This window comes from Pantoea sp. ABR1s, assembly GCF_057812235.1.
In genome coordinates, this window is the sequence record NZ_CM173823.1 from 1916645 (window position 1) to 1928797 (window position 12153).

The window sequence follows — 12153 nt, forward strand, 5'->3', positions numbered from 1 at the left end:
CGGCCTGCGCCGGGTTTTTTCATTCCAGGTGGTAGAGCGGCGACAGCACCACGGCAAGGTGTTTGAACACGTTAAACACCGCCGTGGTTTTAGCCGTCGGCACTCCATCGGCATCGAGAAAAAACGGTCCGCGAAATACCAGCACTTCTCCCTGCTGAATCACCTCATCCGCCTGCATTCCCGCTAAATAATCATCATGTTCTTTGATCAGCGCATTGGCCTTTTCCAGCAACGCCTGGCGGGAAATAGCCTGAGTTGAACTCTGCATTTATTGACTCCTGTTTGACAGTACTCCAATCCTTTCTATATTACTGGCGAGTCACACGCTGTGACAAATCGGTGTAATCGATGAAAACCTGGCGTAAGTCCGGGCTGAGTGCTAATTAAGTTGCGTAACAGATTTTATCAGGTAGAGTGTGGGCGATTCCGATTTCAGGGATTTTGCACCAGGATGTGCGATGAGTTCAGATAGAAAAAGCACTCTTTATCATGCAGTTGCATAACGCCACATCATCTGATCTGAGATTGACCCCTCCGCCTTGAAATGTTAAACAGGCGCAGCAATATTGAACCCATTGGGTTTTTGGGCATCCAATCCTCTCCCGTTAAGCAGGATGTTTTCATTAGGTAAAGGTAAATATGGGTAAAGCACTCGTTATTGTTGAGTCCCCGGCAAAGGCTAAAACAATCAATAAATACCTGGGTAGTGATTACGTGGTTAAATCCAGCGTGGGTCATATCCGGGATCTGCCGACCAGTGGTTCAACCGCGAAGAAAAGTGCTGACGCCTCGACAGATAAGAAAGTCAAAGACGCTTCGACTGACAAGAAAGTCAAAAAAGTTAAAAAAGATGAGAAGGCCGCACTCGTCAGCCGCATGGGTGTTGACCCCTATCACGGCTGGGAAGCGGACTATCAGATTCTGCCCGGCAAAGAGAAAGTGGTCGCCGAACTGAAGGCGTTAGCCGCCAATGCTGACCACATCTATCTCGCAACCGACCTTGACCGCGAAGGGGAAGCCATTGCCTGGCACCTGCGGGAAGTGATTGGTGGTGATGACTCGCGCTTCAGCCGCGTCGTGTTTAACGAAATAACCAAGAATGCGATTCGTCAGGCGTTTGAAAAGCCGGGCGAACTGAATATTGATCGGGTGAATGCTCAGCAGGCGCGTCGCTTTATGGACCGCGTGGTGGGCTACATGGTCTCGCCACTGCTGTGGAAAAAGATCGCTCGTGGTCTCTCTGCCGGACGTGTGCAATCCGTTGCCGTTCGCCTGGTGGTGGAACGTGAACGTGAGATTAAAGCTTTTGTTCCCGAAGAGTACTGGGAAGTTAATGCCGCGCTGACCACGCCGAAAGGCGATGAGCTGTCGATGGACGTGACGCACAAAGGCGATAAAGCCTTCCGTCCGGTCAACCGCGACGAGACGTATGCCGCCGTCGCGCTGCTGGAAAAAGCGCGCTATGAGATCGTGGATCGTGAAGATAAGCCGACCAGCAGCAAGCCGGGCGCGCCTTATATCACCTCGACACTGCAGCAGGCTGCCAGCACCCGTCTCGGCTTTGGCGTCAAGAAGACCATGATGATGGCCCAGCGGCTGTATGAAGCGGGCCACATTACTTATATGCGTACCGATTCGACTAACCTGAGTCAGGATGCGGTCGCCATGGCGCGTGGCTATATCGAAAGCAATTTCGGTAAAAAGTATCTGCCTGAAAACGCCATAACTTACGCCAGCAAAGAGAACTCCCAGGAAGCGCACGAAGCGATTCGTCCTTCTGATGTGGAAGTGGTGGCGGAAAAGCTGAAAGATATGGAAGCGGATGCGCAGAAACTCTATCAGCTGATCTGGCGTCAGTTTGTTGCCTGTCAGATGACACCAGCAAAATATGACTCCAGCACCATTACTGCCGCCGCCGGTGATTTCCGGCTCAAAGCGAAAGGCCGTATTCTGCGTTTCGACGGCTGGACCAAAGTGATGCCTGCGCTGCGTAAGAATGATGAAGATCGTACGCTGCCTGCGGTAAGCGTGGGTGATGTTCTGGACCTGCAGCAACTGCTGCCCGGTCAGCACTTCACCAAGCCACCGGCGCGCTTCAGCGAAGCGTCACTGGTGCGCGAGCTGGAGAAGCGCGGAATTGGTCGTCCATCCACCTACGCCGCCATTACCTCGACGATTCAGGATCGTGGCTACGTACGGGTTGAAAACCGCCGTTTTTATGCGGAAAAAATGGGTGAAATCGTCACCGATCGTCTGGAAGAGAACTTCCGCGAACTGATGAATTATGATTTCACCGCCCGCATGGAGAGCAACCTTGATCAGGTTGCCAATAACCAGGCGCAATGGAAAGCGGTACTCGACCACTTCTTCACCGATTTTACCCAGCAGCTTGAACTGGCTGAGAAAGATCCTGAAGAGGGCGGAATGCAGCCGAATCAGATGGTGCTGACCTCGATTGACTGTCCGACCTGTAGCCGTCCGATGGGGATTCGAACTGCCAGTACCGGCGTCTTCCTGGGCTGTTCCGGCTATGCGCTGCCGCCTAAAGAGCGCTGCAAACAGACCATCAACCTGATCCCGGAAAATGAAGTTCTCAATATTCTGGAAGGGGATGATGCTGAAACCAACGCCCTGCGTGCCCGTCGTCGCTGCCAGAAGTGTGGCACGGCCATGGACAGCTACCTGATCGATAACGAACGTAAACTGCATGTCTGTGGTAATAACCCGGAGTGTGATGGTTACGAGATTGAGAAGGGCGAATTCCGCATCAAAGGCTATGACGGCCCGGTGGTGGAGTGCGAGAAGTGTGGTTCGGAGATGCACCTGAAGATGGGACGCTTTGGTAAGTACATGGCGTGTACCAATGAAGAGTGCAAAAACACCCGCAAGATCCTGCGTAGTGGTGAAGTTGCTCCGCCGAAAGAGGATCCGGTTCCGCTGCCAGAGCTGGCGTGTGAGAAGTCAGATGCTTACTTCGTGTTGCGTGATGGTGCGGCGGGCGTCTTCCTCGCGGCCAACACCTTCCCGAAATCACGCGAGACGCGTGCGCCGCTGGTGGAAGAGCTTCAGCGCTTCAAAGATCGTCTGCCTGAGAAGCTGAAATATCTGGCCGATGCGCCAGCAGCCGATCCGGAAGGCAACAAAACGCTGGTGCGGTTCAGCCGCAAGACCAAACAGCAGTATGTCTCCTCTGAAAAAGAGGGCAAGGCAACCGGCTGGTCCGCCTTCTATATAGATGGCAAATGGCAGGAAGCGAAAAAGTAATCCCTGAAGGCCAGCGCTCGCTGGCCTTTTTTCTGCCGACAGGGTCTATGCTTAGTGAATCCTGTAGCAGTGAATAAGCTCAGTGCGCAGGGAACCGGGGCAGAAGAGGAAAGCGTCCCGCGCCATGGATGGCGCGGGCCGAGCGACCAGGGATTGGCTTGAGCGACTTTCCGATCTGCCCCGGTTCTATGCGCAAGACAGGTCTCAAAGCAGGCCAGACCCGACTCTGTCATCATACTCAGGCCAGCGCTCGCTGGCCTTTTTCTGAGCCTTATATCAATCCGTTCTACTCTCTCACTTAAACTGATATAGTTGTTATAGCATTTCCGACCTTTCCTGATGCATAGCATCTTTTTACCCTCGCAACTATACGTCAACCGGGGATGCGACTCTGTAACTTACCGGGATGGAATAGATATGAAATTACAGCAGTTGCGCTATATCGTTGAAGTGGTCAATCACAATCTCAACGTCTCTTCGACGGCGGAAGGTCTCTACACCTCTCAACCCGGCATCAGTAAACAGGTGCGTATGCTGGAAGATGAACTGGGCGTGCAAATCTTTGCCCGCAGCGGTAAACATCTCACCCAGGTCACGCCTGCAGGGGAAGAGATCATCCGTATAGCGCGAGAAGTTCTCTCCAAAGTGGATGCGATTAAATCGGTAGCCGGTGAACACACCTGGCCTGATAAAGGCTCGCTCTATGTCGCAACCACGCACACCCAGGCTCGCTACGCGCTGCCTGGTGTGATCAAAGGATTTATTGAGCGCTATCCTCGCGTCTCTTTGCACATGCATCAGGGTTCTCCAACTCAGATCGCCGAAGCCGTCTCCAAAGGTAATGCAGATTTTGCCATCGCCACCGAAGCCCTGCATCTCTATGACGATTTAATCATGCTGCCGTGCTACCACTGGAATCGGGCGATTGTGGTGACTGCCGATCATCCGCTGGCAGGAAAAGGGCAGGTCACCATTGAGGAGCTGGCCGAATATCCCCTTGTGACCTACACCTTTGGCTTTACCGGGCGTTCAGAACTGGATACGGCTTTCAATCGTGCAGGTTTAACGCCACGCATCGTCTTTACCGCGACCGACGCCGACGTAATCAAAACTTATGTCCGCTTAGGCCTGGGGGTTGGTGTTATCGCCAGCATGGCAGTAGATCCGGTGGCCGATCCTGACCTGATTCGCATTGAAGCCGCCGATATCTTTACCAACAGCACCACTAAGATTGGATTCCGCCGCAGCACCTTCCTGCGCAGCTATATGTATGATTTTATCCAACGTTTTGCGCCGCACCTGACGCGCGATGTGGTAGATACTGCGGTTGCGTTGCGCTCCAATGAAGACATTGAAGCGATGTTTAAAGATATCAAACTGCCGTTTAAATAGAATTTAACCTCCCCGCGTAAACATAAGGCTGCCTGGTGCAGCCTTTTTTGTCTCCTGGCTTTAGCACCAAATGAGACTCAAAAGTTTTTATGATTTTTTTGTAAATGAAACATTGATCACATGTTTCCTCATCGGGCTTTCTTAAATGCGAATTACAACACATTTTTAACTATGTCACTTTGCGGCTTGCCAGGAATATTCCCATACTCCAGTTAAGAGCTAACGTGGGAAGCCAGTAAACATAAGGTTCTTAAGTGTTATCTATAGTTTTGAGTGGATCTGTTTTTAAATTAACTCAAATTTTTTAGCGGGTTTTTTAATTAAATATTAGTTCCGGTATTAATGATTTCTTACGTTACCTGAGCTCATTGATTAATACCGTTAATCGTTGTACTCAATAAAAATAACTGGATTTTTGGCCTTAACGCGTTTAGGATTCCTCCTAAATCTTAATCGATGTTATCAATCATTTTGTTGAGAGTGATTATCAAAAACTATGAATACACGACTGACTGTACAACCGGGTTTCCCGGCAAAAAGCACCAAGGTTGAGCGTACCGGCAACACTCGTCGCAAAGCCTGGTTAACCGTATTCGCTGCCTCTGCGCTGTTTTGGGTAGTTGTCGCGTTAATGATTTGGCGTATCTGGGGCTAAAGCCATGTGGGCAAATACACTCAGCCATAAACGTTCCCTGACCTCGGGTCAGCACAAGACGGTCTCCTGTAAAGGAAAAGAACCCCTTGCAAAGGACGAAAAAGTGTCTATCCCCGATTCATGGGATTTGAGTGATAACCAGAGACTTTTTATTGAGTCGTTTCTGGACCCTAAAAACAAATAACGTTGTCAGACCATTTCTTCGTCACTGTTCTTTTAAAACCGGAATTTCCGGTGGGCCTATAAATGCCCTTACCACATCCTGTACGACCAAAGGGTGTCGCCTCTTTCTATAAGGTGACCGCAAAAACTTTTACGCCCGATTCCGGCGAAGGAGTGAACCAAATGAATATTATTAAAATGTCCTGGCTCAGCGCGTATGCATTCTCCTTTGCGTTCTGGTCTGCGGCGGTGTGGATAACCCTGTAATTTGAATTAAAATCACCTTTTCATGATGCCTCGTGACTTCACGGGGCATTTTCGTTTGCGATCGATTGTAGCAATTTGTGTTGTAATCAAAACGTTAACGAAATTGTGGTCTATCTTTAACATAAACCTTTGTCTCTCTGAGGTTTAAAGACCATGAATGAAAGGAGGAGCTATGTCGTCTACCCTACGCGAGCAGAGTCAGGAAGTACTGCAGGTCGACACCAAAAAATATCACATCTTCAGTCTTCCCCATGCTGCTCAACACCTTGGCAATATCGATCGCCTGCCAAAATCCCTCAAGGTCCTGCTGGAAAATTTACTGCGCTATCAGGATGGTGACTCTGTTACGACGGAGGACATCCAGGCGCTGGTTGACTGGCAAAAAGATGCCCACGCCGATCGTGAAATTGCCTACCGGCCAGCCCGTGTATTAATGCAGGACTTTACTGGCGTGCCTGCGGTAGTCGACCTTGCTGCGATGCGAGAAGCAGTGAATCGGCTAGGCGGCGATGTGGCGAAAGTCAATCCGCTGTCACCGGTTGATCTGGTTATCGACCACTCGGTCACTGTCGACCATTTTGGTAATGATGACGCCTTTGAAGAGAACGTCCGGCTGGAGATGGAGCGAAACCATGAGCGCTACGTCTTTCTCCGCTGGGGCCAGAAGGCGTTTGATAAATTCCGCGTGGTGCCACCAGGAACCGGTATTTGCCATCAGGTGAACCTGGAATATCTCGGCAAGGCAATCTGGCATGAAACCGTTGATGGTGAAGAGTATGCCTGGCCCGATACGCTGGTCGGTACGGACTCTCACACTACCATGATCAACGCGCTTGGCGTGCTGGGGTGGGGAGTAGGGGGAATCGAAGCCGAAGCCGCCATGCTCGGTCAGCCTGTCTCAATGCTTATCCCGGATGTGGTGGGTTTCAAACTCACCGGCAAATTGCGGGCCGGCATTACGGCAACCGACCTCGTGTTAACCGTCACCCAGATGCTGCGTAAGCACGGCGTCGTTGGTAAATTCGTTGAGTTTTACGGTGATGGCCTGGCCGATCTGCCGCTGGCAGACCGCGCAACCATCGCCAATATGGCACCGGAATATGGCGCGACCTGCGGATTCTTCCCGGTTGATGACGTCACGCTGAGCTACATGACCCTGACCGGACGCGATGCCGAGCAGGTAGCGTTAGTGGAAGCCTATGCCAAAGCGCAGGGGCTGTGGCGCAATCCTGGCGATGAGCCGCGTTTTACCAGCACTCTGGCGCTGGATATGAACGAGGTGGAATCGAGTCTCGCGGGACCAAAACGTCCGCAGGATCGGGTGTCGCTGGGCGATGTGCCCGCCGCGTTTGATGCCAGCAACGAGCTGGAAGTGAATCAGGCGCAGAAACCCCATAAAATCATTGAGTATACCGACAGTGATACCGGACTGACGCATAAGCTGACCGATGGGGCGGTGGTGATCAGTGCGATTACCTCCTGTACTAACACCTCCAACCCCAGCGTCTTAATGGCAGCCGGTTTACTGGCGAAGAAAGCGGTCGAGCGGGGTCTGAAACGTCAGCCGTGGGTCAAAGCCTCGCTGGCACCCGGTTCTAAAGTGGTTTCAGATTACCTGGCCGTCGCGCAACTGACCTCCTATCTCGACGAGCTGGGCTTCAATCTGGTTGGTTATGGCTGCACCACCTGTATCGGTAACTCCGGCCCGTTGAAAGATGAAATCGAGTCTGCGATTAAAGCCGGCGACCTTACGGTAGGTGCTGTGCTGTCCGGCAACCGCAACTTTGAAGGCCGTATTCATCCGCTGATTAAAACCAACTGGCTGGCGTCGCCACCGCTGGTGGTGGCCTATGCGCTGGCGGGTAACATGAAGATCAACCTGCAGACCGAGCCGCTGGGCCACGATCGTCAGGGCCTGCCGGTCTACCTGAAAGATATCTGGCCTTCGCCGGAAGAGATCGCTACGGCCGTGCAGCAGGTCACCAGCGACATGTTCCATAAAGAGTACGCTGAAGTCTTCGACGGTACGCCAGAGTGGCAGGAGATTAAGGTGAGTGAAGCCGCGACTTACGACTGGGATGAGGGATCGACTTATATTCGTCTGTCGCCTTTCTTTGACGATATGGAGAAAGAGCCTAAGCCGGTGCAGGATATTCGCGGTGCGCGAGTGCTCGCCATGCTGGGCGACTCGGTCACCACTGACCATATTTCACCGGCGGGCAGCATCAAAGCGGAAAGTCCGGCCGGACGGTATCTGCTGTCACACGGCGTGGAGCGTACAGACTTTAACTCCTATGGTTCGCGTCGCGGTAACCATGAAGTGATGATGCGCGGTACGTTCGCCAACATCCGTATCCGCAATGAGATGGTACCCGGCGTGGAGGGCGGTTATACCCGACACTACCCAAGTGGCGAACAGCTGGCCATCTATGATGCGGCAATGAAATATCAGGCGGAAGGCGTGCCGCTGGCGGTCATCGCGGGTCTTGAGTATGGCTCTGGTTCAAGTCGCGACTGGGCGGCGAAAGGACCACGTCTGCAGGGGGTCAGGGTAGTAATTGCGGAATCTTTTGAGCGTATTCACCGCTCAAACCTGATTGGGATGGGCATCCTGCCACTGGAGTTTCCGCAGGGTGTGACCCGCAAAAGTCTGGGGCTGACCGGTGAGGAGCGCATTGACGTGGAAAACCTTCAGGCACTGACGCCTGGCTGCAGCGTTAAAGTGACGCTGACCCGTGCTGACGGCAGTAAGGAAGAGCTGGACACCCGCTGTCGCATTGATACCGGTAATGAGCTGACCTATTACCGCAATGACGGCATCCTGCACTACGTTATCCGCAATATGCTGGACTGATAAGAAAGCCGGGGAAACCCGGCTTTTTTTATGTAGCTTACAACGTCTGTAATAAGAAGCTGTGAGACCGTGACTGCACAGGGAACACGGTCAGATCGGAAAGACGCAAAAGCCGTCCTCCATGACATGCCCGGCCCGGGCAATTACGCACCTCATCCCTGAGGTGCGCCCGTACCGGGCCAACGCTTTGCGTTGTTCAAAAACGCTCCCGGCGTTTTTATCCGGGCGGCGGGACGCTTTCCTCTTCTGACCGTGCACCCTGCGCGTTGAGCTAATCCGTTGCTTCAGGATTCTCTCAGATTTGGCTTCTTCAAGGGTCAGATGCCAGTGAGTCCCAGCTTATTTATGACTTCGGCAGCAGATGCCCCATCTTTTCCGCTTTCGTATCCAGATAGTGCGCATTCTTTGGATTACGTCCCACGACCAGCGGCACGCGTTCAACAATGTTGATCCCGGCTTCGCTGAGGATCTCCACTTTACGCGGGTTATTGGTCAGCAGTCGCACTTCATTAACGCCCAGCAGTTTGAACATATCGGCGCACAGCGTGAAGTCGCGCTCATCGGCGGCAAAGCCCAGCTGATGGTTCGCTTCTACCGTGTCGTACCCTTTGTCCTGCAACGCATAGGCACGGATTTTGTTCAACAGACCGATGTTACGGCCTTCCTGACGGTGATAGAGCAGTGCGCCGCGACCTTCTTCTGCGATGGCATTGAGGGCGGCTTCCAGCTGAAAACCACAGTCGCAACGCAGGCTGAAGAGTGCATCGCCGGTCAGGCATTCAGAGTGAACGCGCGCCAGTACCGGCTCATTATCATTAATATCGCCAAAAACCAGTGCAACGTGGTCATGTCCGGTTGCCAGTTCTTCAAAACCAACCATCAGGAAATCTCCCCATGGCGTGGGCAGTTTGGCTTCTGCCACCCGTTTAAGCTGCATGTGACTCTCCAGAACCTTCAGAGGATGCACTATCATCATGATAGTGCACAGGCCAGTGTGGCCCGACAAACGTGCAATATTGTGCCACAACCCGCTAGCGGGCTGGTAATCTCTGATACCAATTGCAGTGATAAAGCACAATTATCCAATCGGCAATGGTTATGTTATTCTTTTTTAAGCTAAAGTTATGCAATTGCTCTCTTTTGACGCCGGGATAAGGGAAGAGGATGTTTAAGATTTCACGTCGTACCACCTTTGGAATGCTGCTGCTGCTGATCATGCCGGTTGCGGTCTGGCTCAGCGGCTGGCGCTGGCAACCAGGCGAAAGCAATGCGCTGCTGAAAGGTCTCTTCTGGATGACCGAGACCGTCACCAACCCCTGGGGCATTGTTACCAGCGTCGTGCTGAGTGCCTGGATGCTCTGGTGCCTGCGCTTTCGGCTGAAGCCAGCCATCCTGCTGCTGCTGATCATGAACGCCACCATTCTGGCCGGGCAATACACCAAATCCTATATCAAAGAGCAGATTCAGGAGCCGCGTCCCTATGTGATCTGGCTGGAACAGCATCACGGGCTGGATGAAAAGACCTTCTACGAGCTGAAGCGCAAACAGCGTGGCGAGATGGTAACCTCATTGATTGCCGATGAGACACAGATCCCCGGCTGGCTGAAACGGCACTGGGCGTTTGAAACCGGTTTCGCGTTCCCGTCGGGACATACTATGTTTGCCGCCAGCTGGGCGCTGCTGGCATTGGGTCTGCTCTGGCCGCGTCGGCACTATAAAACCGTGGTGGTGATCTTTCTGTGGGCCACCGGCGTAATGGCGAGTCGTCTGCTGCTGGGCATGCACTGGCCACGGGATCTGGCGATGGCAACCATACTCTCCTGGCTACTGGTCACCATTGCCACCTGGCTGGCGCAGCGATTCTGTGGCCCGCTGACGCTGCCGCCGGAAGAGCAAAAAGAGGTGGCGCAGCGGGAGCCCTGATTGTAATTCACCCGTAAGACCCCATATTATTAGACGGGCCTGCGTAAAAGCGACCCGCCCGATGCTGCTGGGAGCAGCATTTTTGCTGGAGTTTTGGCATAATTCTACCCGACAACCTCACAACAGGATGCACTGTGAAATATTTGCTGATTTTTTTAGTGGTACTGGTCATTTTCATTATTTCCGTCACCCTGGGTGCGCATAACGATCAGGTCATTACATTTAACTATCTGCTGGCGCAGGGTGAGTTCAGCATCTCGACCTTACTGGCATCCCTGTTTGGCGCAGGTTTCGTGCTTGGCTGGATCATCTGCGGTCTGTTCTGGTTACGGACCCGCGTCTCCCTGGCGAATGCCAACCGGAAAATTAAGCGTATGCAGACCCAAATCGAGCAGAGTACTACCCTGGCGACCACGCCATCTTCTCCGGCTGGCCGGGAATAATCCCTGATGCATGAATTGCTGTTTCTGTTACTGCCGGTGGCGGCAGCGTATGGCTGGTATATGGGCCGTCGCAGCGCGCATCAGGATAAGCAACAGGAAGCCAACCGACTGTCACGTGAATATGTCGCTGGCGTAAATTTCCTGCTCTCCAATCAGCAGGACAAAGCGGTCGACCTCTTCCTTGAGATGCTCAAAGAGGACAGCGGCACGGTTGAAGCACACCTGACGCTGGGCAATCTGTTCCGTTCGCGCGGGGAAGTCGACCGCGCCATCCGCATCCATCAGGCTTTAATGGAAAGCGCCTCCCTGAGCTATGAGCAGCGACTGCTCGCCGTACAGCAACTGGGCCGCGACTATATGGCGGCGGGCTTATATGACCGCGCGGAAGACATGTTTAAGCAGCTCACCGATGAAACTGACTTTCGGGTGGGTGCGCTGCAGCAGCTGCTGCTGATTCACCAGGCAACCAGCGACTGGCAGCAGGCGATTGAGGTTGCGGAACGGCTGGTTAAGCTTGGCAAAGAGAAGCAGAAAGGCGAAATAGCCCACTTCTACTGCGAACTGGCTCTGCAGGCGATGAGCAGCGACGATCTCGATCGTGCCATGAGCCTGCTGAAGAAAGGGGAGTCGGCCGATCGCAACAGCGCACGCATCTCGATCATGATGGGCCGTATCCTGATGGAAAAAGGGGATTACGCCAAAGCGGTGGGCCATCTGCAGCGGGTGCTGGACCAGGACAAAGAGCTGGTGAGTGAAACGCTGGGGATGCTGGAGACCTGTTTCCAGCAGCTCAATCAGCCAGACGCCTGGTCAGAGTTTCTTCATCGCTGTGTTGAAGAGAACACCGGCGCAGCGGCGGAGCTCTATCTGTCTGACATCCTTGAGCAGCAGCAGGGGCCCGAAGCGGCCCAGAATTACATCAGCCGTCAGCTGCAGCGTCATCCTACCATGCGTGTGTTCCACCGCCTGATGGATTTGAATCTGCATGAGGCGGAAGATGGCCGCGCGAAAGAGAGCCTGATGGTGTTGCGTGACATGGTCGGCGAACAGATCCGCACCAAGCCGCGCTATCGCTGCCAGAAGTGTGGCTTTACCGCCCACGCACTCTACTGGCATTGCCCATCCTGCCGCACCTGGTCTTCGGTTAAGCCTATCCGCGGCCTTGACGGCCAGTAAACCGGCCGCTGCAGCCG

Annotated in this window: 10 protein-coding genes; 8 read left to right on the forward strand and 2 right to left on the reverse strand. The window is 53.3% G+C overall.

Annotated elements, in window-relative coordinates; translation table 11 throughout:
- Window positions 1-19: 19 nt before the first annotated feature.
- The gene (locus ACXKZD_RS08870) at window positions 20-268 is read right to left on the reverse strand and encodes a YciN family protein (protein ID WP_033757844.1); all 249 of its coding nucleotides are present in this window, start codon (window positions 266-268) and stop codon (window positions 20-22) included.
- Between the two features lie 371 nt (window positions 269-639).
- Between ACXKZD_RS08870 and topA the strand changes: the two genes are divergently transcribed.
- From topA to acnA, 5 genes are all read left to right on the forward strand, one after another.
- Complete coding sequence (topA, locus tag ACXKZD_RS08875) at window positions 640-3264, forward strand: type I DNA topoisomerase (protein WP_010244475.1); 2625 nt, start codon at window positions 640-642, stop codon at window positions 3262-3264.
- 417 nt (window positions 3265-3681) lie between these two features.
- Entirely contained in the window at window positions 3682-4656 is a 975-nt protein-coding gene (gene cysB, locus ACXKZD_RS08880; RefSeq protein WP_003853865.1) for an HTH-type transcriptional regulator CysB, read from the forward strand.
- Window positions 4657-5152: 496 nt separating this feature from the next.
- On the forward strand, window positions 5153-5311 hold the full coding sequence (locus ACXKZD_RS08885) for a YmiA family putative membrane protein (protein WP_071778593.1): 159 nt from the start codon (window positions 5153-5155) through the stop codon (window positions 5309-5311).
- A gap of 4 nt (window positions 5312-5315) precedes the next feature.
- Complete coding sequence (locus ACXKZD_RS08890; protein ID WP_071778594.1) at window positions 5316-5495, forward strand: hypothetical protein; 180 nt, start codon at window positions 5316-5318, stop codon at window positions 5493-5495.
- Between the two features lie 417 nt (window positions 5496-5912).
- Window positions 5913-8594 (forward strand): aconitate hydratase AcnA, encoded by a 2682-nt coding sequence (gene acnA, locus ACXKZD_RS08895; RefSeq protein ID WP_488982010.1) that lies wholly within the window; start codon window positions 5913-5915, stop codon window positions 8592-8594.
- A 343-nt stretch (window positions 8595-8937) separates the two neighbouring features.
- Here acnA and ribA read toward each other — a convergent pair whose 3' ends face one another.
- The gene (gene ribA, locus ACXKZD_RS08900) at window positions 8938-9531 is read right to left on the reverse strand and encodes a GTP cyclohydrolase II (RefSeq protein ID WP_010244482.1); all 594 of its coding nucleotides are present in this window, start codon (window positions 9529-9531) and stop codon (window positions 8938-8940) included.
- 227 nt (window positions 9532-9758) lie between these two features.
- On the opposite strand from ribA, the gene pgpB reads away from it, so the two are divergent.
- From pgpB to lapB, 3 genes are all read left to right on the forward strand, one after another.
- Window positions 9759-10517: a phosphatidylglycerophosphatase B gene (pgpB, locus tag ACXKZD_RS08905; RefSeq protein WP_060680299.1), complete on the forward strand. Its 759-nt coding sequence runs from the start codon at window positions 9759-9761 to the stop codon at window positions 10515-10517.
- A gap of 134 nt (window positions 10518-10651) precedes the next feature.
- On the forward strand, window positions 10652-10960 hold the full coding sequence (locus tag ACXKZD_RS08910; protein ID WP_010670247.1) for a LapA family protein: 309 nt from the start codon (window positions 10652-10654) through the stop codon (window positions 10958-10960).
- A 6-nt stretch (window positions 10961-10966) separates the two neighbouring features.
- Complete coding sequence (gene lapB / locus ACXKZD_RS08915; protein ID WP_010244490.1) at window positions 10967-12136, forward strand: lipopolysaccharide assembly protein LapB; 1170 nt, start codon at window positions 10967-10969, stop codon at window positions 12134-12136.
- Window positions 12137-12153 lie beyond the last annotated feature (17 nt).

Coding starts and splice junctions, on each gene's coding strand:
- ribA (WP_010244482.1), bottom strand. CDS start 9,531: ATGCAGCTTAAACGGGTGGCAGAAGCCAAACTGCCCACGCCATGGGGA.
- acnA (WP_488982010.1), top strand. CDS start 5,913: ATGTCGTCTACCCTACGCGAGCAGAGTCAGGAAGTACTGCAGGTCGAC.
- pgpB (WP_060680299.1), top strand. CDS start 9,759: ATGTTTAAGATTTCACGTCGTACCACCTTTGGAATGCTGCTGCTGCTG.
- ACXKZD_RS08890 (WP_071778594.1), top strand. CDS start 5,316: ATGTGGGCAAATACACTCAGCCATAAACGTTCCCTGACCTCGGGTCAG.
- topA (WP_010244475.1), top strand. CDS start 640: ATGGGTAAAGCACTCGTTATTGTTGAGTCCCCGGCAAAGGCTAAAACA.
- cysB (WP_003853865.1), top strand. CDS start 3,682: ATGAAATTACAGCAGTTGCGCTATATCGTTGAAGTGGTCAATCACAAT.
- lapB (WP_010244490.1), top strand. CDS start 10,967: ATGCATGAATTGCTGTTTCTGTTACTGCCGGTGGCGGCAGCGTATGGC.
- ACXKZD_RS08870 (WP_033757844.1), bottom strand. CDS start 268: ATGCAGAGTTCAACTCAGGCTATTTCCCGCCAGGCGTTGCTGGAAAAG.
- ACXKZD_RS08885 (WP_071778593.1), top strand. CDS start 5,153: ATGAATACACGACTGACTGTACAACCGGGTTTCCCGGCAAAAAGCACC.